Below are 22,508 nucleotides of genomic sequence, written 5' to 3'. Positions count from 1 at the left end.
CAGACCGACGCGACACCGATCGAAGGAGCGACCATGACCATCGCCATCACCGGAGCGACCGGCAACATCGGGGGCGCCGTCGCACGCGCGCTCGCCGCGGACGGCGTACCGTTCCGGATGATCGTGCGCGACGCAGCGCGCGCCCCGGAGCTGCCCGGCGTCGAGGTCGCGGTCGCGACGTTCGCCGACGCCGACGCCAGCCGGGCGGCGCTCGAGGGGGTCGACGTGCTCCTGATGGTGTCGGCGGCCGAGGCCGAGGACCGGCTCGACCAGCACCGCACCTTCGTCGCAGTAGCTGCCGAAGCGGGTGTGCGGCACGTCGTCTACACGTCGTTCCTCGGCGCGGCCGAGGACGCGACCTTCACCCTCGGCCGCGACCACTGGGCGACCGAGCAGGCGATCCGCGCGACCGACACGGCGTACACGTTCCTGCGGGACAGCTTCTACCTGGACTTCGTCGAGGACCTGGTCGGCGAGGACGGTGTGATCCGCGGCCCAGCAGGCGACGGCGCCATGGCGGCGGTCGCCCGTGCGGACGTCGCCCGGGTCGCCACGGCCGTACTGCGTGACCCGGGTGCCCACGTGGACCGCACCTACGAGCTGACCGGGCCTGCGGCGATCACGCTCGCCGAAGCCGCCGCGGTGGTGTCCGAGGTGCGCGGCCGCACGGTGACGTACCACCCGGAGACGTTGGACGAGGCGTACGCATCACGAGCGCAGTGGAACCCCGAGCCGTGGCAGGCCGATGCGTGGGTGAGCACCTACACGGCGATCGCCGAGGGGGCGCTCGCGCACGTGTCCGGCGACGTCGAGCGGATCACCGGCCGGCGCCCGATGTCCCTGCGTGAGGTGCTCGCCGGGCGGTAGTGGGCGCGTGCTCACGAAGCGCTCCGCAGCGAGCGAACAAGCAGGGCCGCTCAGGACACGCGGCGCGCGGCGATCGTGCCGACGACCCCGAGCGTCAGCACCGACACGAGCACGACGAGCAGCGGTGCCGTCCAGTCCCCGGTCGCACCGTGCAGCGCCCCGGCGACGAGCGGTCCGGCCGAGCCGATCAGGTACCCGCCGCCCTGCACGAACGCGGACATCCGACGGGCATCGGCGTCGCTCGACACGATCCGCACGATCACGATGAAGATCACGGTGATGCCGCCGCCCTGGGCCGCGCCGCCGAGCACCGACCACAGCAACCAGAGCTGCGGGGCGAAGAGCAGCCCGAGGGGCATCGCCAGCCACAGGAACGCGACGAGCGCGATGATCGCCCGCGGCCGCCACTTCGCCGCGAGCAGCGGGACCCCGAGCGCACCGACCACGGCCAGGATCTGGAACACCGACGAGCTCGCCCCGGACGACGCCTTCGAGAACCCGATCTCGTCGTGCAGCAGGGTCGGGATCCAGGCGGTCAGGGCGTAGTACGAGAACGCCTGGCCGCCGAAGGCCAGCGTGAGGCCCCACGTGATGAGCCGTCGTGCGGGGCGGACCGGCTCGGCGGCGGTGGCAGCAGCGGCCGCCGCGGCCCGGTCGGCGCGGATCGTCCGGATCGCCCCGGTGTCGAGCACCTGGTCGATCGGACCGGTGATCGGCAGGGGTTCGTCGTCGTCCGAGCGCACCGGGCGGCGCCATGCGGCCCGGGCGCCCACTGCGTACGTCCAGGCGAACCCGGCGATGACTGCGAAGACCGCCCACACGGCGATGGCGATCGGCCAACCCCACAGCGCCGCCAGGGGAGCGGTCGCGAGTGAGGTGATCATCGACCCGACGTTGAGTGCCGACGTGTAGACGCCGGTGACCAGGCCGACACGCTCCGGCGAGGTGTCCCGCCGGATGACGACGGGGATCACCACGTTGCCGATCGTGATGCCGATGCCGATCACCGCGGTGCCGATGAGCAGTGCGGCCGACGACGGCATCGAACGGACCACGGTGCCGGCGAGCACGATGACGAGCGACAGGGACACCGCACGCTCGGGGTCGGCCTTCGCGATGACCCAGCTGGCGAACGGCGTCGCGAGGGCGAAGCACAGCACCGGGATCGTCGTCAGCAGCCCGGCGATCGTCGCGGTCAGGCCGAGGTCGGCGCGGACGTCGCCGATGACCGGGGCGGTCGCGACGATCGGGCCGCGGAAGTTCAGTGCGATCAGGACGATGGCCGCCGGCAGCAGCCAGGCGGCACCGCGGAGCCCCCGCCCGACGACGTCGCCGCTCATGCGGACGGCGTCGCGGACGGCAGCAGGATCGGCAGCAGGTCGAGTGGGGTGGCGGCGCGGGCGATGGTGCCCTCGGCCTCGTCGGGGGAGCCGTAGCCCCACTCGGCGAAGACGACCGGGACGCCGTGCACGGTCGCGCCCTCGACGTCGTGCTTCCGGTCGCCGATCAGCACCGGGCGGCTGGTGTCGAAGCCGTGGGCCTCGAGGCGTCGCAGTGCCTCTTCGACGACGTCGGCCTTGCTCGACCGCACCTCGTCGTCGCTCGCACCCGTGATGATGTCGATGTCCCCGGTGAGTCCGTAGTGCTCGAGGATGTAGGTCGCCGGGGTCTCCGGCTTGCTCGTCGCCGTCGAGATCGGCAGCCCCGCCTGGTGCAGGGTGCGCAGCACGACGTCGATGTCCGGGAACATCTCGGAGTCGAGCGCCCCGTGCGAGAAGTAGTGCTCGCGGTAGACGGCGAGGGTGCGGTCGGCCAGTTCGTCGTCCATGCCCATCGCGACCCGGAACGTGTCCATGATCGGCGGGCCCACGAACGACATCAGGGTGTCGTGGTCCGGCACCGGGACGCCGACGGTGCGGAAGGTGTGCGTCAGGCTCTCGAGGATGCCCGGCGCGGAGTCGCTGATGGTGCCGTCGAGGTCGAACAGGATGGCGGAGAACGGGCTGGTCATGTCCTGTCCACCCTAGCCGGGCCGTAGCGGGCGACCACCCGGGGTCGCGGCGGCGACGGGGTGGACCGGCGCCGCGCCTCCAGGCCGGGGACCGGACGGTCCTCGTGGTGCCCGGAGGGCGACGTCGACGGACGGCGCTCGCCGATCAGCGGCGTTTCCGCGAGAACCAACCCCCGGCGGTGAGCGAGAGGCCGGCGATCACGGCGATGACGACGATCCAGATGATTGTTGTGGTCTCCACGTTGTGCTCCTGTCGGTGTCGTGCGGTGGGTGTGGTGCTTGTCAGGGGTTCGGGTGCTGCGGGCGGGTCCGGGGCGAGCGGACCGGCCTGCGGAGACGGCTGCGGCGGCCGGTGATGGACCGGTGGTAGACCCTCGCACCGCCGACCGCGGCGATCACCGTGGCCGCGGCGATCACCGCCACGGACGCCACGAGGTCGACACCGGCGACCTCGCCGGCAGCGAGCCGCATCGGCATGAGGATCGCGGAGAACGGCGGGATCAGGCTCATCACGCGGACCCACGGATCCCCGATGCCCTGGAGCGCGAGGATCGCGACGACGAACACCGCTGCGTTCAGCAGCTGGAGGGGCAGCAACGACGAGGACAGTGCCTCCGGCCGCTTCGCGGTGGCGGCGACCGCCCCGTAGATGAAGCCGTAGAAGGCGAACCCGAGGACGAACCACATGATGCTGACGAGCGCCGCCGGGGCGATGAGGTCCTGCAGGCCAGCCGTCCCGAACACCCGCACGGCGCCGATCCCGACGAGGGCGAGGATCGCCATCTGGATGAGACCGAAGAGCCCGGTGCCGACGACCTTGCCGACGAGCAGGGACACGGGGCGCACGCGCGAGAACAGGATGTCGACGACCCGCGTCGTCTTCTCCTCCATCGTTCCCTGCGCGACCGACCCGCCGAGGCCGGCGATCTGGGTGAACAGCACGATGGACACGACGTACGCGAGCACGAGTCGTGCTGCGTCGCCGGACGAGTCGGAGACGGCACGGACCACCGGTTCGGGGACCGAGACCGGACTCCCGGTGGCGTCGGCCACCATCATCTCGAGTGTGCCGGTCCTGATCGCGGCTGCGACGGCCAGGCCGGCGGCCTCGTCGGCGCTGTCGGCCATCGTGACCGTGACCCGGCCGTCGGCCACCGCTGCCGTCCCCGCGACGTCGCCGGCATCGAGTGCCCTGGCCGCCGCGCCCGCGGAGTCGACGGGACGGATGTCGACGCCGGGGACCGCGCCCCGGTCGTCCGACGAGAGCGCGGCGACGGCCTCGGGCGTCGCGGCGAACGCGAGCGCGGTCGAGGCCGTGTTGCCGGCCAGCAGTCTGGGCACGAGCGCGAGCGCCACGATGAAGAGACAGCTGACCACCATGCCGATCCAGAACGACCGCATGCGCAGTCCGACGTGGACCTCGCGGCCGGCGATGTGGCCGACCTGTCGGAGGTCGAGCCGTGGTCGATCAGAGAGCATCCTGCGTCACCGCGTCTCGGTAGAGGTCGGACAAGGTCGCGCGGGCCCGCTCGACGCCGATCACGTCGACGCCGGCGGCCAGGCGGCGGAAGACGTCCGCCTCGGTGCCGGACGGTACCCGGACGACGTGGCGATCCGGATCGGTCGTCGTGCCGCTGAGCGCATGGCGGCCGCTCGTCACGACGTCCGCACCGAGCTCGGCGAGCACACCCGGAGCGACGGGGGTGGCGGTGCGCACGACGTGGAGGTTCTCCGTCCCCTCGAGGAGGTCGTCGACCCGGTCCTCGGCGACGATCCGCCCGTCGTGGATGATGACCACCCGGTCGCACACGCGCTCCATGAGGTCGAGCTGGTGACTCGAGAACAGGATCGGGCGGCCGGACCGTGCGGTGTCGGCGAGGACCGCGCCCATCGCGTCGACGCCGCTCGGGTCCAGGCCCGAGAACGGTTCGTCGAGCACGAGCGCCGTGGGGTCGCCGAGCAAGGCGGCGACGAGCTGCACACGCTGCCGGTTGCCCAGGCTGAGTTCACGGACGACGTCGCCGAAACGATGCCGGATCCCCAGCACGTCCCCCCACCGCGCGACCTCGGCACGAGCCTGTCGGCGTCCCGTACCGTGGAGCCGGGCCAGGTACACGAGGTGGTCACCGACCCGCATCTCCGGGTACAGACCCTGTTCCTCGGGCATGTACCCGATGCCGCTGCGGTAGGCGGAGTCGATCGGGCGCCCACCGACCGAGACCGTCCCGCTGTCGGCCTCGAGCAGGCCCAACAGGATCCGCATCGTCGTGCTCTTGCCGGCGCCGTTGCTGCCGATGAAGCCGGTGACCTGCCCCGACGGCACGGTGAAGGAGACCCCGTCGAGCACGAGCCGGGACCCGAAGCGCTTGTCGAGGTCGCGGACCTCGATGGTGCCGGCCGGGTTCATGCCGGCCGCCGGAGGACCGCGACCCAGAGCGGGTTCTCGCCCGCTTCGTAGGGCGTGCCGTACCAGTCGCCGAGCAGCGCGACCCGTTCGAGGCCGGCGTCCTCCGCCCACGCGGCGAGTTCGTCGGGCTCGACGAAGGCGACCCGTTCGTCGAACTGCGTCACGGACCGCGGTTCCTCCCACCGGTGCGCGACGGACCAGGTGTCCGCCGCCGTGTCCAGACGGTAGGTCGACGTCAGGCGTGCACCGTCCGGGCGTTCGGTGACGACCGGCAGGGGCTCGATGCCGAACCTGCCGACCGCGGTCGCTCGGTCGTACGCCTCGACCACGAGGTGGCCACCCGGCGCGAGCCAGGACGAGGCTCGTCGCACAACGCCTTCCCGGTCGGCCGGGTCGGGCAGGCAGGAGATCGAGCCGAGGACACAGGCGACGAGGTCGGCCGATCCGCTCGGTTCGGAGTGGTCCCGCATGTCCGCGTCGACCACCGTCGTCCGGGCGCGGGTCGAGGCGTCCTCGGCACCGAGGTTGTCCCGCAGGCGGTCCACCATCGCGGACGACACCTCCACGGCGCGCACGGTGTGTCCCGCGCGCGCCAGCGGGATCGCCACCCGGCCGGTCCCGGCACCCAGTTCGACGATCCGGGACGCGGGAGCGACGAGACTCCCGAGCGCCTCGGCCTCGAGCGCGCCACCGTGCTCGAACACCCGGTCGTAGACGCTCGCCCACGCTCCGCCGTACCCACCGGAGCGGTCGATGTCCTGGCGGTCCCGGTCGATGTTGCTGTCGATCACGATCGGTCCTCCGTCGGCGCGGGCAGTTCCGCACCCTCGATCCGCGGGACGAGCCCGGAGACGAAGCGGTACTCGGGATCGCCGGACTCGTCGTAGCCGCTGTAGAGCACCACCATGAACTGGAAGGCGTCGCTGCCCGGTTCGAGGTCGCCGGCGCGCTCGCGGCGTTCGACGGCGTGCCGGATGTAGTTGGCCACGAGCCGGTACGAGGACGCTTGCTGCATCTGCTCGACCTCGAGCGAGTTGAGCGCGATGAGGTCGATGCCGACGTCGAAGAACGCTTTCTCACGGCGTCGGCCGGGGAACCAGAACGCGTGCACGAGCCGCCGGCGGACGATGCTGGAGGCCTCGTGCCACGGGGACACCTGGCCGTCCGCACCGCGTGTCCGGTACATCAGGTGGAAGTCCTGGGTGGCCGGCTCGGGAGCGAAGAACCGCCAGTTCGGGATCGTCAGCCCGACCGGGTCCAGGCTGCGGAGCCGGTCGAAGCTCCGCTGCGGGTGCTGGGTCAGGAGCGTCAGGACGAACCAGCCGGCGAACACCGCCTCGACGGCGGTCGTGATGACGGTGGTGGGTGCGGGTCGGCGGCCCATCAGCGCGCACCCTCCGCTTCCACGGGCACCCGCGGCGTCGTGTGCTGGAGGACGACGGCGGCGATCCGGGTGACGACGGCACGGTCGGCGAGGAGACCGAGGTGATCGGTTCCGTCGACCACGGTGAGACGACCGTCGGCACCGGCGGCCACGAACTCCTCGTCGAGCGCCCGCTGGTGCGGGTGTTCCCGCAGGGTCCGGTCGGCAGCGACGACGTCGACACGAGCCGAGGTCGTCGGCAGGCTCCCCACCGGTGCGCGGAACACCTGGTACAGGCTCGTCCACTCCCGTTTGGCGGTGGACCACAGGGCGTGGTCCCGCAGTTCGGCCCGCAGCCGCGCTGCGACCTCGTCCGGGTACAGGAACACCCACGGCGGGACGTCGAGCATCACACCGAGTCCGAGCCGGAGCGAGGGTGCGACGAGTCGCATCGACATGTCGAGCATGCGGGCACCCTCGGCCTGCACCGCGGACACGGCGACCTCGCCCGGGTGCGTCGGGTCGATGAGCACGATCCCGGTCACCCGTGACCCCAGACGCTCCGCCGCACGGGTGACGAGGTACCCGCCGAGCGAGTGCCCCACCAGCACGACGTCCCGATCGGCGGCGACCGCGTCGACCAGGTCGAGCAGGTCGTCGACGGACTCCTGCAGGCTGTAGCTGTCACGTGAGAAGTAGCTGCTCGCGCCGTACCCGGCGCGGCTGTAGAACAGGGTGTCGACCCGTCCGGCGAGCTCCTCGCCGTACCAGTGCCAGTAGGTGGCGGAGGACTGGTGGCCGCTCTCGAACACGACGAGCGGCAGAGCCTCCGCACCGGGTGCGCGCCGGAGGCGGTAGGACAGCACGTTCCGTGACGGGGTGCGGTGCCGCCGGGCCTCCGGCCCGTCCGCTCGCTCGATCCCGGCGCGGCGCACCAGCGCGGAACCGACGCCGACGACGGCGAGGATGCCGGTGACCGAGGCGACGATCGCCGGGAGCCGAGCGGGCGAGCGGTGCGCGCCTGCCGTCAGCGACCGCGCCGCGCGCCCCTGCACCACCGAGAGGATGGCCGGGTAGGTCGCCATGAAGGCCCACACGAACCGGGCGAGTCCCATGTACCGCGCGTTCGCCAGGTGGAACGCGGCCATCGCCCCGACGACCCCGTAGGCCGCGCGGGTCGGCAGCACGAAGACCAGCGGGAACGCGGTCTCGAGGACGAGGACGGCGTGGGCGGCGAGTCGGGACAGGCGGGGGTGCGCGGTCAGGAACCGGTAGAGGCCCTCGTCGCCGTACGTGCGGGTGCGCAGGATCCCCGGGAGCGCCTCGCCGGTCCGCCACGTCCGGCTGACGATCTTCACCAGGCCGGAGACGCTGTACGACAACGCGGCCTGCATCGCCAGGAACCACACCGCCGCTTCGGCCGCTCGGGGTGAACCGCGACCGACACGGCCGAGGGCTGCCGAGGTCTGCACGAGGAAGGCGAGCTGGTCGGACCCGTCCGAGCCGTAGTGGTTCTTCGGGTGCAGCACGAGCGCGCTCGCAGCGAGGAAGGCGTTCGCCGGGGCCCGGTGTGCCGTCACGTGCAACGGCAGGAAGAGGGACAACCCCGCGCCGATCCGGAGCACGTGGACGACGTTGTCGATCTTCTCGTCCGAGACGCGGTCGAGGAACGGCATCAGCCGGGGGAACCGGGTAGCCATCGCGCTGCGACCGTACGTCCAGTCACCCAGGCCGCCGGGACGTTGGTCACGTCGGCTGAAGAGGTACTCGACGCTGCTGAGCACCTGCGTGACCGCGCTCATCCGCTCGGCCGCGAGCAGCGCCGTGCGCGGTCGCGACACGGCGGTCAGCACGTCGCCGATGCCGGCTGTGATCGCCCGGAGACGGGGAGCGCGGAGCGGAGGGAGGTGCGCGAGGACGGACCGGGCGTTCACGCGCGGTCCCCGCTCGCGGGTCGCTGGTGCATGGGTGTGTGGCCTCCTGGGCGAGGGAGTCGCTTGTGCGACCCGTCTGGACGAGGACGTACGTGACCCGACCGCTGCGCGGTCGAGCGGGGTGCCGGCCGACGAGGAACCGTCGGCCGGCACAGGTGGTCAGCCGATGGCCTGACCGATGGTGAACCCGGCCGTGAAGGCGGCGGCACCCGCCGCTGCGCCCTTGAACGCAGCGACGAAACCGGGGCAGAAGGCCGCGGCCGTGGCGGGCGTCGCGAGGACCGGGACGGAGGCGCTCAACCCTCGGCTGGACACGTCGGCGAAGGGCAACGTCGCGAGCGCGGCGTCCGCGTTCACTTTCTCGAGCAGCATCGTCACCACCCCTAGTCGGCCGTCGCGACGCCGACCCACACGCCGGCACCGAACAGCCCGGCGAAGGCAGCCGCGCCGGCGACCGCTCCCTTGTTGGCTGCCACGAACGCGGCAGCGGCCGTGACGGTGGCCGGGGTGGCCAGCACGGGCAGCTCCCCTGGTGCTCCGGACCAGTTGGTGCGGTCCATCTGCAGGTTCGCGATCGATCGATCGCTGTTCACACGTGACGCGAGTGACGTCATGGTCTTCCCCATTCCTCTTCCGTTGTCGACATCGATCACGGCCGGCACCGCCTCGAGGGCGACGAGATGACGGAGGACAGCTGCGCCGGTCGCCCCGCGACTCCCCCCTGTCAACTCTTACAGGTTCGGTCACAGGGGTCGCAGGTTCACCCCTCTTTCGAGGGGCGTCACATGCGATTGACACGGAAACCTCAGGTCTCCGTACCCCAGAAGGAGGACCCGGGTCCGGGCCTGTTCTAGAACAGGCGGGTGTGGCCGCCCTCGATGCCGCGCATCGCGTCGTAGTCGAGCACGAGGACGCGGATACCGCGGTCCTCGGCGAGGGTGCGCGCCTGCGGTGCCACTGTCTGCGCCGCCAGCACGCCCTGCACCGGACGCAGGTGCGGATCGCGGTTCATGAGTTCGAGGTAGCGCGTGAGCTGCTCGACCGCGTCGATGTTGGCGTTGCGCTTCATCTCGACCGCGACGCTCGCCCCGGCGTCGTCGCGCGCCAGGATGTCGACGGGCCCGATGGCGGTCATGTACTCGCGGCGGACCAGCGTGTGGCCGTCGCCGAGCAGTTCGATCTGCTCCGCGAGGAGCTGCTGCAGGTGCGCCTCGACCCCGTCCTTCACCAGGCCCGGGTCGACGCCGAGGTCGTGGGTCTCGTCGGACACGACCTCGTACAGGGAGACGATGAGCTTGTCCTGCGTCTTCTTCTGCGTCACCGTCCACACCTGGGTGATGCCGGCGACCGACTGCTCCTCGTCGGGCTCGGTGATCTCGATCGAGCACGGCGGACTCATCCAGTTCAGCGGCTTGTAGCTGCCACCGTCGGAGTGCACGAGCAGCGAGCCGTCCGCCTTGAGCATGAGCAGACGGGTCGCGAGCGGCAGGTGGGCTGAGAGCCGTCCGGCGTAGTCGACGGAGCAGCGGGCGATGACGAGACGCACCCGGGAAGCCTAACGGGCGTCGCGTCCCGACCCGGACGGCGCGCTCGTCGCGTCGGCAGTGCTGGTTGCATCGGCAGCGATCGTCGCGTTGTCGACGTTGTCGACGTTGTCGACCTTGTCGGTGTGGTTAGCGCTGTCGGCCGGGAGGCGCGGCTTGCCCCCGTCGTGTCCGTCGCCGCCCCCGCGGGTCGGCCGGGCGGCGGCGCCGGTCTCACGGGCAGCACCCGACGCGAGTCCCGCCGCGATGATGAACACGAAGACGACCAGAAGCGCACCGAAAAGACCGACGTGCTCGCCGAGGAACCCGATGAGCGGAGGACCGGCCAGGAACGCCACGTACCCGATGGTGGCGACGGCGCTGACCTTGGCGGCCGCGGTGCGGGGGTCGTCGGCGGCGGCCGACATGCCCATCGGGAAACCGAGGCTGGCACCGAGGCCCCAGAGCACGACTCCCACGATCGCGAGCGGCACGTTGTCGATGAAGATGAGCATGCCGAGGCCGACCACGGCGACGGCCGCGCTGATCCGCAGGATCGGGACGCGCCCGAACTTGTCGATGAGGGGGCTGCCGGCGACGCGGCCGACGGTCATCGCGGCGAGGAACACGGTGAGCACCCCGGCGCCGGCGGCGTTGTCGAGCCCGTGGCCGTCGATCATCGCGAGCGGCAGCCAGTCGTTCGCGGAGCCCTCGGCCAGGGCCATGCCGAGCACGATCACGCCGATCAGGATCGTGGAGGGCTGCGCCCAGACCTGCATGCGGGTGAGCGGCGTGGCGACCGGACTGGTGTCGGTGGAGACCTGCTCGGCGAAGCGGTGCTCGTCCTGGAACTTCGTGACGGCGACGAGCATCACGGCGCTCGTGATGACGACCAGCACGATGAAGTGCACGGAGACCGGGATCTCGAGCCGCTCCGCCAGGGCACCGAGCCCGGCGCCGGCCAGTGTGCCGAGGGAGAACGCTGCGTGGAACAGCGGCATGATCGTGCGCCCGCCGGCCTTCTCGGCAGCGGCGCCGGAGACGTTCATCGACACGTCGCACAGGCCGTTGCCGAACCCGAAGGCGATCAGGGCGATCCAGATGGCGGCGAACCCCCACCCGAGCGTGACCGCGATGCCGGCGAAGACCATGCCGAGCGCCAGACAGGCGGCGGCGATCTGGATCCCACGACGTGCGCCGAGCTTGGCGACGATGTGGCCGGCGAAGGTCAGGCCACCGATCGAACCGACGGCCATGCCCAGGACGAGCAGGCCCATCTCGAAGGTGCTCGCCCCGAGGGAGTCGCGGACGCTCGGGATCCGGCCGAGCCACGTCGCGATGTCGAGCCCGGACAGGGTGAACACCACGAACACCGCGATGATCCAGGCCCTGGTGGTCGGAACGGTGCGGGTGGACGGCGTCGTCATGGTGGTCCCATCGTGCTTCGTTGCTGGTGGTCGCGGTGCGCGTTCTGTTCGGTGTCGGCCGCTATCGAATCGATTCGACCGCTTGTTCCCGCTACGCTAACCGGCGATGGACGAACCGGCAACAGCACTCGGCGCGTCGCCTTCCCGCGGCGGCGGCACCCGTCCGTCGCGCCCGACGCTGGCCGCGGTCGCCCGCGCCGCCGGTGTCGCGCCGTCGACGGCCTCGCTCGCGTTCAGCGGCAGCGGCCCGGTGTCCGAGGACGCCAAGGCCCGAGTCCTCGCCGCCGCCGCAGAGCTCGGCTACGGCGGCCCCGACCCCCGTGCGCGTTCGCTCCGCCGCGGGCGTTCCGGCGTCATCGGCGTCGTGATGGACGAGCGCCTGAGCGATGCGTTCCGCGATCCGGTGAACGTCCTGACGCTCGACGGCATCGCCGAGGTGGCCGGGGCTGCGGGGGCTTCGCTCTTGCTGGTCCGGAGTCCGCTCGATGACGAACAGGGGGCCGGCCCACTCGTCGACGCCCCGATGGACGCCGTCGTGCTCGTCGGGTGCAACGTCCGGATCGACCCCGCCGTGGCGGTGCTGCGGCGTCGACAGATCCCCGTCGTCGCGATCGAGGCGGACGAGATCGAGGGTGCCGTGCCCGTCCAGCTCGACAACCGGGATGCCTCGCGCCGTGCTGCTGCGTACCTGCAGGACCTCGGGCACGCCGACGTCACGGTGGTGACGCTGCCGCTCGACGCTGCTCGTCGGCGGGGTCTGATCGACGACGACCGCTTCGCCTCGGGCATCGCGTTCACCACGCTCGAACGGCTCCGGGGCGTGCGCGAGGTCTACCCCTCCGCCGTGGCGATCGAAACTGCTGGCAGCTCGGTGGAAGAAGGACGTCTGGCTGGTGTCGAGCTGTTCGCTGCGGACGGGCCACGGCCGACCGCGGTCATTGCGCAGAGTGACCTGATCGCCGTCGGGGTGATCTCGGCTGCCCTCGACGCCGGGCTGCGGGTGCCCGAGGACGTCAGTGTCGTCGGGTTCGACGGCATCACGGTGGACGACAGCCTGTTGCACCGGACCCCGATCCGGCACCTGACGACGCTCGTGCAGCCGTTCGTACAGAAGGGCCAGGCTGCCGCTCGTGCTGCGCTGGCGATGCTCGAGGGGGCGGAGCCGCAGCCGGCGTCGTTCGTCTCGGAGTTGCGGGTGGGGGACACGACGGGGCCGCCGCCGGCTGTGCGCTGATCCCACCCGTCCGCATTCCGCCAGACCCCTACGAGTCGGTCAGCGCGACTTCGCGAGGATCACCGCGACAGGGCGGGAAGCACGACGTCATCGACGACCTCGACGATGTCGTCGCGGGACAGCGGACCAGTGGTGAGGTGACGGGCGAGCACGAGTGCGGCGCCAGCGCTGACGCGTGATGGGCTGACAGCGCTCGAGGGGATCTCGCCACGGGCCGCGGCACGTCCGAATGCTTCGGTCACGAGACGTTGGCGCGGCTCGATGAGCAGTGCGACGATGTGCTGCCACATCTCGGGTCGTCGCTCTCGCTCCAGGAGAAGTGGTGCGAGGACCCGTCCGACGGGGGTGGTGAGCCCGTCGGCGAGATCGGACAGGAACGCGATGAGTTCGTCGCGGAGGTCACCGACCGGCTGGAGTCGGGTCCGCCCGGGGTGATCGCTCCGCTCCGCGGTGTCTTCGGTCCAGGCGAGGGCGGCGAGGACGAGCTGCTCCGGACCGGTCCAGCGCCGGTAGAGCGAGGCCTTGCCCGCACCGGCTGCCGCGGCGACGTTCTCGAAGGTGAGGCCCGCCATGCCGTGGTCAGCCAGCTGTTCGAGTGTGGCGGCGAAGATCGCGTGCTCGAGGTCAGCACCGCGCCGCCGGACGGGAGCGTTCACGAGATGAGTGTCCCACCGACCCACACAGCGCCCGGCTGAGCGAGGACGGCTGGGTCGACGAGGGGATCGCCGGTCGTGAGCAGGAGGTCCGCACGCAGCCCCACTTCCACACGCCCGCGATCGTGTAGACCGAATGCCGCCGCTGCCCCATCCGTGGCAGCGGTCAGTACCGCGCCGTTCGTCATCCCGGTGTCCCGCAAGAGGAGCATCTCCTCGTGGAGGGCCTCGCCGTGGCGAACCGGCGCGAAGGGGGTCTCGTTCGCGTCCGTGCCGGCGACGACTGGCACACCGGCGGTGTGCATCCGGCGCACACTCTCGACGGCGTTCTCGAACGCGGCGTCGGCACGGTCCCCGAGTCGCGCGCGGGCCATCGCGCGCATCATCACGAGGGTCGGTGACGCGATGGTGCCCTGGGCCGCCATCCGCCGGACGGTCGCGTCCGGCAGCGGCCGGTCGAGGGGCGCGTGCGTGAGGATGTCGACCCCGGCGTCGAGCCCGCGGACGAACGACGCGGCGGTCACGACGTGGGCCACGGTCCGGAGCCCCCGGCTGCGTGCACCGTCGACCAGGGCCGTGATCGTTGCGACGACGAGCGCGGGGACGTCGGTGGCGTCGGGGTCCTCGATGATGATCTTCACCAGGTCCGACCCGTTCGCGGCCCGCCAGTCCAGGTACCGCTCGGCATCGGCTGCGCTGCTCACGCCGCTCGCGTCCGGGAAGCCCATCCGAGCGATCTGGGTGCTGCCCGGTGCCGAGGCGGCCGAGCCCGCGCTGAGGAGCCCCGGGGCCCCTGGTGCTCGTCGCTGCTCGTCGACGAGGGAGTCCGGGTGTGTCCCGAGGTCGACCATCGTCGTGACGCCGGCTCGGACTGCGGACGACAGCGCCGCCGGGGAGCCCAGGTGGACGTGCGTGTCGATCAGGCCCGGAACGAGGAACTGCCCCGTTCCGTCGACGACCGGACCGCCGGCTGGAGCGACGGTCCCCGCGGGGCGGACCGTGCTGATGTGCTCGTCGAACTCGACGTCGACAGCCTCGGTTGTGGTCACCCCGCCGGAGCTGGTGCGGACGTTGCGAATGGTCGTGGTCATGCGGTATACGATACAGAATCGTTCACTACACGCAACGAGGAGCCATCGATGTCCGAACTGATCGACGTCCACGCACACTTCGTCACCGCGGACTACGTCGCAGCGGCCCGAGCAGCCGGGTACGAACAGCCGGACGGCATGCCCGCCTGGCCGAGCTGGTCGCTCGCCGGCCAGCTCGGTGACATGGACCGCCGCGGGATCGCCCGAGCGGTCCTGTCCGTCTCGTCGCCCGGAGTGCACTTCGGGGACGACGACCGAGCCGCGGAGCTCGCGCGGACGCTCAACGACGAAGCCGCCGCGATCGCGGCCGCGCACCCGGACCGGTTCTCGTACTTCGCGTCCCTCCCGGTGCCGGATGTCGACAGTGCGGTCCTGGAGGCCCGGCGCACGTTGCAGGGACCGGGTGCGGTCGGCGTCGTCCTCGAGTCCAATGCGCACGGCCAGTACCTGGGAGATCCCGCGTTGGAGCCGCTCTGGGCCGAGCTCGACGCCCGCGGCGCGGCCGTCTTCGTTCACCCGACCTCGTCCGTCGGGTGGGAGCACACCGCCCTCGGGCGTCCTCGCCCGATGCTGGAGTTCATGTTCGACAGCACCAGGAGCATCGTCGACCTGGTGTTCGCCGGCGTCCTCGACCGGTACCCGGACGTGCGCGTCATCGTGCCGCACTCGGGCGCGACCCTGCCGGTCCTCTCTGACCGGATCGCCCTGTTCCAGCAGTTGTTCGGCGCCACCGCCGGCACGATGCCCTGGAAGGACGCGATGCGGCGGCTCTGGTTCGACACGGCAGGCACGCCGTTCCCGCTGGACGTGCCAGTACTCGCCGAGGTCGCCGGGACGGACCGGCTGCTCTACGGCAGCGACTCGTGCTGGACGCCGACGCAGGGCGTGGACGCGCAGATCGCCGCGCTCGACGATGCCGAGCCGCCGCACGACGCGACGAGTTGGCGGGAACTCACGACCCGGAACGCTCGGCGTCTGCTCGACTGACTCCGGCGAGGACGCTCTGGATCGCGGGTCCGGCGATCGCGACGACGGTGTCGTGGTCGGCTGCGAGCACGGCAGGGACCCCGAAGACCTGCCGGCTCGTGATGATCCCGACGAGCATGGCCGCGGCGAGCCCGGCCCGGAGCGTACGGTCCTCGTGATCGGCGCCGGAGGCTCCGTGCACGAGGCGGGCCTGGATGAAGTCCCGCAGCTGCGCCGTCGCGTCCTCGTTGACCATCGCACCTCGGAGCATCGCCATCAGCGGTTCCGACTCCTCCGGGGCGCCTTCCCAGGCCTGCAGGAACGCCCGGACGACACGCTCGCCGAGATGCTCGTCCGGACCCTCGAAGGCCGTGTCGAAGCGCCGGAGCGCGGACGGGGAAACGGCCATCACCGCTGCGAACAGGTCGGCCTTCGACCCGAAGAACTGCATCACCTGCGAAGGGTCGACGCCGGCGTCCGCCGCCACGGCCCGGATCGTCGTGCCGGCGAAACCGTCGCTGGCGAACCGCGCACTCGCCGCCGCGAGGACCGTCGTGCGGGTGCTGGCCGCCCCGGGACGGCGACCCACGCGGGAGGTCGTCGCTGCTTCCGTCGTTCCGTCCATGCCCGCAATCTACTCCGCTGACGGGTTTCTCAACACACGTTGAGTTCTTGCCGGATCGGACGTACGCTCGCCTCGACGACGAGCCCACGGAGGACTCCCGCACGAAGGAGAACACGATGACCGACCAGAGGATGACCGTCCCCTCCACCCCGCTGCCCGCGCCGCGCACGGGTGTGCTCACCCCCTTCGAGCCCGGCACCCGAACCCTCGAGGCCGGGTTCCGGATCGCGCCGCAGTTCAAGCCGCTGCCCGTCGACACGGTGTTCGACAAGGACGTCGCGATGCAGCTGCGCGACGGCACGACCATCCACGTCGACGTGTTCCGCCCGGTCGGCACCGAGCCGGTGCCGGTGATCGTGGCATGGAGCCCGTACGGCAAGGCGCAGGGCACGTCGCTCAGCGTGATGGGGGTGTTCGGGCTCGTCGGACTGCCGAACAGCACGGTGTCCGGACTCGAGAAGTTCGAGGCACCGGACCCGGCGTACTGGGTCGAGCACGGCTACGCGATCTGCAACGTCGACATCCGCGGCGTGGTCGACTCCGAGGGCGACAGCGTGCTCTGGGACCGGCAGGAGGGCCGCGACGCGTACGACGTCATCGAGTGGCTGGCCGAGCAAGAGTGGTGCGACGGCAAGGTCGGCATGAGCGGCACGAGCTACCTCGCCGTGTCGCAGTGGTTCACCGCCGCCGAGCAGCCCCCGCACCTCGTCGCGATCAACCCGTGGGAAGGCGTCAGCGACGTCTACCGCGACCTCGTGATGCGCGGCGGCATGCCCGACACCGGGTTCGCACAGCAGCTGCAGGACGGCAGCTTCTTCGGGAAGGGCCAGAAGGAGGACATCCTCGCCGAGGTCGACGCCCACCCGCTGATGACCGACCTGTGGGAGCAGAAGATCCCTGACTTCTCGCAGATCGAGGTGCCGGCGTACGTCGTCGCGAGCTACTCGAACACCCTGCACACCGCCGGGACCTTCCGCGCCTGGCGTCGGATCGCCAGCGACGAGAAGTGGCTCCGGATCCACAACACCCAGGAGTGGCCGGACTACTACGACCCGGCGAACGTCGAGGACCTCCGCCGGTTCTTCGACCACTTCCTCAAGGGCGCCGACAACGGGTGGGAGACCACTCCGAACGTCCGGTACTCGGTCCTCGACCTGCAGGGCGGAGACGAGGTCGCCGTGCCGGCTGAGTCGTTCCCGCCGCAGGACGCCGCTTCGACGAAGTACTACCTCGACGCCCGGACGCGAACGCTGACCACGGCCGCGCCCGAGGCGCCTGCGGAAGCGTCCTACGCCGTCGACGCGAACCCGGACGCCGTCTCGTTCCTGACCCGCTTCGACGAGGAGACCGTCCTGGTCGGGTACCCGAAGGCGCACCTGTTCGTCGAGGCCCGGGGCGCCGACGACATGGACCTGTTCGTCCTCGTCCAGAAGCTCGACCGCGGGGGAACGCCGCTGCAGGCGTTCACCGTGCCGAACCAGTCGGCGATGGCGCACGACCTCACCGACCACGGCGCGACGATCCTGCGCTACAAGGGCTCCGACGGACGCCTCCGGGTGTCCGCTCGGCACCTCGACGAGGCTCTGTCGACCGACGACGTCCCCGCGCACTCGTTCGACCGCGTCGAGAAGCTCGCTGCCGGGCAGGTCGCCGAGATCGAGATCGACCTGTTCCCGGTCGGACTGCGCTTCCACGCGGGCGAGCAGCTGCGGTTCATCGTGAGCTCCCGGAACCTGCTCGGCACGCTCATGCCGGCGATCCGCGAGTACGTCGGCGCGAACACCGGGCGGCACGTCGTGCACACCGGCGGCGACCAGGCCTCGTACCTCCAGCTCCCCGTCCGGGCCGCACGGTGACCGGCGCGACCGTGCGCCTGGCCGGCGAGGACACCGACTCGACCATCGACGGGTTCGAGCTGTTCTCGGCCCGCCGGGCGCTCGCGCTCCTGAAACGGAAGCTGGGACGCGAGCGACTGCTCGAGCTCCTGGCCGACGAGATCGCTGCGGGTGACGCGTTCCTCCGCGCCCACCTCGAACGCTCCGGCGGCGAGCAGGCAACCGGCACGACCACGCTCCGTGCACGGGGCATCAGTGCCGCGCAGTTCGGTGCGTGGCTCGGCGCCGCGTTCGCCCGCGAGGACGTCATGCTCGCCGGACACCCGGAGCACTACGGGATCCACGCCGAGCCGGGGCGCAACGTGAACATCGTCGAGACCCTCGATGAGTACGTCTGCTCGTTCTTCATGCGGCCCTGGGACGACAGTGCCGTCGTCGAGCAGGAGCTGCCCGCCGCAGAAGCGCCTGCCGGTCGCCGGTCGCACATGCTGTTGGCGGACGGGACGGTGATCGGGTCGATCGCGAACTCCTTCGACGAGGAGCAGGACGGCTTCACCGCACGTCTGTCCGTCACCCTGCCGGCGACCTGCGCCCCGGCGGTGATCGAGCAGCACCTCGAGCACTTCGCCGTCGAGTTCCGCAGCTGGATCCTCCGAGCCGCCAACGAGCGGTGACCGTAGCAGCGCAGTCCGGTAGCCCATCGGTCATCGAGACGGTGGCTCAGGGCAGCGTTCGCTCCCACGTCGACGTCGGCCGCTCCGCGCGCGACCGTGAGCTGCGAGTCCTACTGCCAGGTGGCGGTGTCGGGGTCGATGCCGCGGGCGCGTGCGCCGGCGTCGATGATGCGACGCAACCATGAGGCGAGCCCGGCTCGGATGCCGTCGTAGTGTGCGGCGTACGCGGGATCGGCTTCGTAGATGCGGCCGAGGACGACCTGCATCTGCCGGGTGATCGGGAAGTAGGCGGAGAACACCTCGCGATGCTGTTCAACGAGACCGTCCGCGGCCGGGCTACCGGGTTCGACACCAGCATCCATGGCGTCGGCAAGGGCCTGATCAAGCGCCGCCGACGTATCGGCGACGGCCTGCCAGTCGTCCACAGTGCGTGACGCGGAGCGTTCGGCGTAGTGCCGCCACTCCGGCGTCTCGCCGTAGAGTTGCCGCGCCTCAGCCGGCCACTGCGGATTCCATCCAGACCCGAACATCGCGGTCTGCTCCTCAGCGGTCATGAGCAGCCCGTGCTCGTGGGCGTCGGCCATCCGGGCAAGGTCATCGCCCAGCGCGCTGAGATGCTCGATCCGCGCCGCAAGCTGGGACTGCTGGGCGCGCAGCGCAATGACAACAGCCGCACTCGGATCGTCGAGAACGTTCCGAATGGCTTCCAGGTCGAGCCCCAGCTCGCGGTAGACGACGATGCGCCGCAGCCGCTCGAGGTCGCCTTCGGCATAGAGCCGGTACCCGGCAGCTGACCGTGACGACGGCCTCGCAAGGGCGATCTCGTCCCAGTGATGCAACGTCCGGACCGTCACGCCCAGGCGCGCCGCGGCCTGACCAACAGTCAGGTCCACGGCGTCGCTGTCATCAGGCATGCGCTCCATTCTTCTCGCCGTCGGCGTCAGGTGCGGTGATGCCGATCGCTTCGAGGTTCTTGGCGGTCTGGCTGGTCGGCTCGAAGGGTTTCGCGGCAGTGAAGACGACTCGCACCTTCTCCGGCGTGATCACCTCGACATCGCGGGTGCCCCAGGGCGTGTCCCGCGGCTCGCTCACCACGCCCGCGTCGTGGGCTCGGCACGCGGTGACGAGGGCGTCGATCTGGTTCAGGACGCACGCGAAGCTGACGCTCACCGCCGGCGCCGGCGCCTGATCCGGAGCGGACGCGGTTGGGACCAGCAGGACGTCCTGAAAGGCCCACCGGCGCAGGTGCACGAGCTGGCCCGGCACGCTGAACAGGTCGAAGAAGCCCAGGCCGCGGGTCCAGAAGTCGACGGAAGCGGCCAGGTCGGTTGTCGGGATCGTCACGAACGACGGCATCCCGTATATCCCGTGGAACGGCTCAGGCGCGACCACGTCAGGGCCGGGGGCGGGGACCGGGCTCATCTCAAAGGCGTTGTAGTAGCTGGTCATGGGTCCACGTTCTGCCCTCACGCGGCGTGAGGGTCAAATCCGGTTCACCGAGTTGCGGCCCGCGTCCGGAGAACGATCGGCTACCGGGCGTGCGCTGCCCCGTGGTGATCTGACTCGTCGTCTCGAGGGTCTGCTCTTGGTCGTCGGAGAAGAAGACCAGCGCATCCCGCGGCCAGGCAACCGCAGATGGCTGCCGCCGGAAGGACAAGTTGCCAACCGCCCACGGTCAACAGCAGACCGCCAACAACGGCAGTGACGAATGCCAGCACTCCCACAACGGTCGATGCACGGCGGACCGGATGCGCCACGAGTTCGTCTTCCGCACGGTTCCTCGCGATCACTCCGACACGTGCGACGGTAGCGGCCACCGCAACTCCCAACGGGATCGCGACCTGTGAGGCGACAGCCACCGATTCCCAGCTCACGTAGCTGTAACGGATCTTGCCGAGGCTGAACATCCCGACCGCGAAGACTGCGCCAGCGAGAACGACCACCGCGGGAAGCGTCGCTCGGCGTAGCCAACTCAGCGCCGCTTTCTCACGGGATCGCACCATGTCGACAGATTAGAACTGCACAACGCAGTGCAGGCGCGACGTTCACCGACCTGCGCGCCGGAAGTCAAAGCCAATACCCTCCAGCGCGGGCTCCCGCGGGCGAGCAGGTCGGCGTCCGTCGCCCTCAGACCTCGACGGTGTAGTCGAGCGCGAGGTCGGCGGCGTTCCGGCCCCGGATGCCCCAGTTCACCTTCGGCGTCTCGGTGATCGTGATCTCGATACTGTGCGACGAGATGCCGGCAGCGGATTCAATTCGGGCAAAGAGCTCGCTGATGAGCCTTCGCTTCGCCCCGTCGCTCCTGCCCTCAAACATCGAGATCTCGATGATCGTGTAGTTCGGACCCCGGTCCTCCGGGTAGACGAAATCGGAGGAGTCGAGACCGATGAACCGCTGGAACCGCTTCTCTGGCGGGTAGTCGAGCGCCTTCGTGATCGCGCCATGGATCGCATCGGAGAGGGCAGCACGATGTGCATCGAGAGACGCACGAAGGCCGAAGACGACTACTTGTGCCATGACCCGACGCTAGCGAGCGCGGGGCGTCCTGTAAGCCGGTCGACTACCGCGACTTCGTGCGCATCGGTCCAGCTCCCCCCTCGAGCCCCGTGCTTCCTGATGGGGGCGTTCTCGGATAGGTGGTCCGAAACGATTCCGAACGACGGGACGTCAAAGAGGCGCCCCACGGACGCCCACCATGTGCGGAGGAATCAGCGCCGCCGCACCCCGAGCCCCACCACCGCCACGAGGTTGACAGCACTCCCCACCAAGAACCCCGTCGTCCCACCCGCGACTCCCGCGACCGGCCCGAGCACCGCCATGAGCACCGCCCCGACGACGAAGCCTGCGACCGACGCCAGCGCGACCTGCCGCGACCTCCCCGATGCGAGCAACAACGCCGCCGGCACGAGCCCGACGGTGAACACCCACACCGCGACCATCAGGTACCGCAGGTCCGCGACGGCAGCGGCACCCTCGGCGGGGTAGACGATCGGCAGGAACCACCCGGCGAGCAGCGCGACCAGGCCGAACACGACGGCAGAAGCAGCAGCGAACCCGACGACGAGCAGCAGCGCTCCGCGAGACCGCAACGATCCACCATCGGTCCGGTGCGCGAACGCCGGCACGAGGACCTGCCCCAGCGCCTGCCCGAGCATCGACGCCGGCGTCGCCAGGGTGAACGCCGCCGCGTAGACCCCGGCGTCGTGCGCTGACGACGTCACCTGCGCCGAGATCATCGTCAACTGCAGCAACCCGTTCGACGTCACGACCGCCAGCACGTTCCACGCCGCGAACCCGAGCACCCCGGCAGCGGGTTCGCGCGAAACCGGTGCGAAGCCGTTGCCCCGCGGCCAGCAGGCGATCGCGAACACCGTGTACCCGATGGCCAGGGGCAGCAGCACGAACGGCTCGAGGCGGGCGACGCACGCCACCACGAGCAACCCGAGCGCCAGGACGCTCGTCACGGAGTCCCACAGCGCGACACGCGGCGCCCGGTCGTAGCCGAGCTGCGCTCCGCGTCCGTAGCAGTACAGGCCGTAGCCGACGACGACGCTGACGCCACCGAGCGCCATCCCGGGGCCGTTGCCCCAGGCCAGCGCGACCGGCACGGTGACCGCGGCGAGCACCACGCTCGACACCAGCATCGAGACCCCGAGCAGCCGGTTCACCGCGGCGTCCGACCGCCGACCCCGCAGCGCGATCGCCAGGTACCGAGAGGCGGTGTTGCCCGCGGCGTTCGGCCAGAGCAGCGCGACGAACACCGACAGGGACAACAGTGCCGTGGTCTGCCCGAGGGTCTCGGTGCCGAAGACCCGCCCGACGACGACGGTGACGAGCAGCTTCGCGACGCCCTGCACCCCGATCCCGACCGTGGCGAGCACGGCCGACGACGCCACAG

At 70.8% G+C, this 22,508-nt stretch carries 23 protein-coding genes; 5 read left to right on the top strand and 18 right to left on the bottom strand.

Translation table 11 applies throughout. The annotated features are described in order from the left end of the window. The first annotated feature begins 33 nt into the window (after positions 1-33). The gene (locus tag EDF42_RS01495; protein WP_123671267.1) at positions 34-867 is read left to right on the top strand and encodes an SDR family oxidoreductase; all 834 of its coding nucleotides are present in this window, start codon (positions 34-36) and stop codon (positions 865-867) included. 50 nt (positions 868-917) lie between these two features. Here EDF42_RS01495 and EDF42_RS01490 read toward each other — a convergent pair whose 3' ends face one another. From EDF42_RS01490 to EDF42_RS01440, 11 genes are all read right to left on the bottom strand, one after another. Next, the gene (locus EDF42_RS01490; protein ID WP_123339264.1) at positions 918-2,207 is read right to left on the bottom strand and encodes a CynX/NimT family MFS transporter; all 1,290 of its coding nucleotides are present in this window, start codon (positions 2,205-2,207) and stop codon (positions 918-920) included. Next, positions 2,204-2,878, bottom strand: a complete 675-nt coding sequence (locus EDF42_RS01485; RefSeq protein WP_111057287.1) for an HAD hydrolase-like protein — start codon at positions 2,876-2,878, stop codon at positions 2,204-2,206. The genes EDF42_RS01490 and EDF42_RS01485 overlap by 4 nt, the downstream gene beginning before the upstream one ends. A 282-nt stretch (positions 2,879-3,160) precedes the next feature. Further along, positions 3,161-4,357, bottom strand: coding sequence for an ABC transporter permease (locus EDF42_RS01480; RefSeq protein ID WP_123671266.1), 1,197 nt, complete (start codon positions 4,355-4,357; stop codon positions 3,161-3,163). Continuing rightward, positions 4,347-5,285 carry an ABC transporter ATP-binding protein gene (locus tag EDF42_RS01475; RefSeq protein ID WP_123671265.1) on the bottom strand — a complete coding sequence of 313 codons (939 nt, stop codon included), beginning with the start codon at positions 5,283-5,285 and terminating at the stop codon, positions 4,347-4,349. Before EDF42_RS01475 ends, EDF42_RS01480 begins: the two co-directional genes overlap by 11 nt. After that, positions 5,282-6,076, bottom strand: a complete 795-nt coding sequence (locus EDF42_RS01470; protein ID WP_185002935.1) for a bifunctional 2-polyprenyl-6-hydroxyphenol methylase/3-demethylubiquinol 3-O-methyltransferase UbiG — start codon at positions 6,074-6,076, stop codon at positions 5,282-5,284. Before EDF42_RS01470 ends, EDF42_RS01475 begins: the two co-directional genes overlap by 4 nt. Next, a complete protein-coding gene (locus tag EDF42_RS01465; RefSeq protein WP_123339260.1) occupies positions 6,073-6,669 on the bottom strand; it encodes a DUF5819 family protein in 597 nt (198 codons plus the stop codon). The genes EDF42_RS01470 and EDF42_RS01465 overlap by 4 nt, the downstream gene beginning before the upstream one ends. After that, entirely contained in the window at positions 6,669-8,582 is a 1,914-nt protein-coding gene (locus EDF42_RS01460; protein ID WP_123671264.1) for an alpha/beta fold hydrolase, read from the bottom strand. The genes EDF42_RS01465 and EDF42_RS01460 overlap by 1 nt, the downstream gene beginning before the upstream one ends. Positions 8,583-8,741: 159 nt before the next feature. Then, positions 8,742-8,954: a hypothetical protein gene (locus tag EDF42_RS18775; RefSeq protein WP_185002932.1), complete on the bottom strand. Its 213-nt coding sequence runs from the start codon at positions 8,952-8,954 to the stop codon at positions 8,742-8,744. An 11-nt stretch (positions 8,955-8,965) separates the two neighbouring features. Then, entirely contained in the window at positions 8,966-9,208 is a 243-nt protein-coding gene (locus tag EDF42_RS01450; protein WP_123339258.1) for a hypothetical protein, read from the bottom strand. Positions 9,209-9,432: 224 nt separating this feature from the next. Next, a complete protein-coding gene (gene nucS / locus EDF42_RS01445; protein ID WP_017887754.1) occupies positions 9,433-10,128 on the bottom strand; it encodes an endonuclease NucS in 696 nt (231 codons plus the stop codon). A gap of 9 nt (positions 10,129-10,137) precedes the next feature. Further along, positions 10,138-11,532 (bottom strand): MFS transporter, encoded by a 1,395-nt coding sequence (locus tag EDF42_RS01440; protein ID WP_260234965.1) that lies wholly within the window; start codon positions 11,530-11,532, stop codon positions 10,138-10,140. Between the two features lie 106 nt (positions 11,533-11,638). Between EDF42_RS01440 and EDF42_RS01435 the strand changes: the two genes are divergently transcribed. After that, positions 11,639-12,766, top strand: coding sequence for a LacI family DNA-binding transcriptional regulator (locus EDF42_RS01435; RefSeq protein ID WP_185040712.1), 1,128 nt, complete (start codon positions 11,639-11,641; stop codon positions 12,764-12,766). A gap of 59 nt (positions 12,767-12,825) precedes the next feature. Here the strand turns inward: EDF42_RS01435 and EDF42_RS01430 are convergent, their stop codons facing one another. Both EDF42_RS01430 and EDF42_RS01425 read right to left on the bottom strand, forming a co-directional pair. Continuing rightward, a complete protein-coding gene (locus tag EDF42_RS01430) occupies positions 12,826-13,422 on the bottom strand; it encodes a TetR-like C-terminal domain-containing protein (protein ID WP_123671263.1) in 597 nt (198 codons plus the stop codon). Beyond that, positions 13,419-14,510 carry an amidohydrolase family protein gene (locus EDF42_RS01425; RefSeq protein ID WP_123671262.1) on the bottom strand — a complete coding sequence of 364 codons (1,092 nt, stop codon included), beginning with the start codon at positions 14,508-14,510 and terminating at the stop codon, positions 13,419-13,421. The genes EDF42_RS01430 and EDF42_RS01425 overlap by 4 nt, the downstream gene beginning before the upstream one ends. A 48-nt stretch (positions 14,511-14,558) precedes the next feature. Between EDF42_RS01425 and EDF42_RS01420 the strand changes: the two genes are divergently transcribed. Continuing rightward, positions 14,559-15,497: an amidohydrolase family protein gene (locus EDF42_RS01420; RefSeq protein WP_123671261.1), complete on the top strand. Its 939-nt coding sequence runs from the start codon at positions 14,559-14,561 to the stop codon at positions 15,495-15,497. On the opposite strand, the gene EDF42_RS01415 is transcribed toward EDF42_RS01420, so the two are convergent. After that, the gene (locus tag EDF42_RS01415; RefSeq protein WP_123671260.1) at positions 15,463-16,101 is read right to left on the bottom strand and encodes a TetR family transcriptional regulator; all 639 of its coding nucleotides are present in this window, start codon (positions 16,099-16,101) and stop codon (positions 15,463-15,465) included. The two genes, EDF42_RS01420 and EDF42_RS01415, sit on opposite strands and share 35 nt — an antisense overlap. A gap of 116 nt (positions 16,102-16,217) precedes the next feature. Between EDF42_RS01415 and EDF42_RS01410 the strand changes: the two genes are divergently transcribed. Together EDF42_RS01410 and EDF42_RS01405 are read left to right on the top strand one after the other, a co-directional pair. Then, positions 16,218-17,957, top strand: coding sequence for a CocE/NonD family hydrolase (locus tag EDF42_RS01410; RefSeq protein ID WP_123671558.1), 1,740 nt, complete (start codon positions 16,218-16,220; stop codon positions 17,955-17,957). Continuing rightward, positions 17,954-18,610: a hypothetical protein gene (locus tag EDF42_RS01405; RefSeq protein ID WP_123339253.1), complete on the top strand. Its 657-nt coding sequence runs from the start codon at positions 17,954-17,956 to the stop codon at positions 18,608-18,610. The genes EDF42_RS01410 and EDF42_RS01405 overlap by 4 nt, the downstream gene beginning before the upstream one ends. 110 nt (positions 18,611-18,720) lie before the next feature. Here the strand turns inward: EDF42_RS01405 and EDF42_RS01400 are convergent, their stop codons facing one another. The 4 genes from EDF42_RS01400 to EDF42_RS01385 form a co-directional block, all read right to left on the bottom strand. After that, positions 18,721-19,524 (bottom strand): MerR family transcriptional regulator, encoded by an 804-nt coding sequence (locus tag EDF42_RS01400; RefSeq protein ID WP_185040710.1) that lies wholly within the window; start codon positions 19,522-19,524, stop codon positions 18,721-18,723. Beyond that, a complete protein-coding gene (locus EDF42_RS01395) occupies positions 19,517-20,059 on the bottom strand; it encodes a VOC family protein (RefSeq protein ID WP_123671258.1) in 543 nt (180 codons plus the stop codon). The genes EDF42_RS01400 and EDF42_RS01395 overlap by 8 nt, the downstream gene beginning before the upstream one ends. 678 nt (positions 20,060-20,737) lie before the next feature. Next, on the bottom strand, positions 20,738-21,127 hold the full coding sequence (locus tag EDF42_RS01390; RefSeq protein WP_123339250.1) for a tautomerase family protein: 390 nt from the start codon (positions 21,125-21,127) through the stop codon (positions 20,738-20,740). Positions 21,128-21,318: 191 nt separating this feature from the next. Further along, entirely contained in the window at positions 21,319-22,491 is a 1,173-nt protein-coding gene (locus EDF42_RS01385) for a lipopolysaccharide biosynthesis protein (protein ID WP_148067588.1), read from the bottom strand. Positions 22,492-22,508 lie beyond the last annotated feature (17 nt).

Source organism: Curtobacterium sp. PhB172 (assembly GCF_003752545.1).
In the GTDB taxonomy this organism is placed as follows: domain Bacteria; phylum Actinomycetota; class Actinomycetes; order Actinomycetales; family Microbacteriaceae; genus Curtobacterium.
The sequence above is the reverse complement of the archived record's forward strand: the minus strand, read 5'-3'. Positions and strand labels throughout refer to the sequence as shown.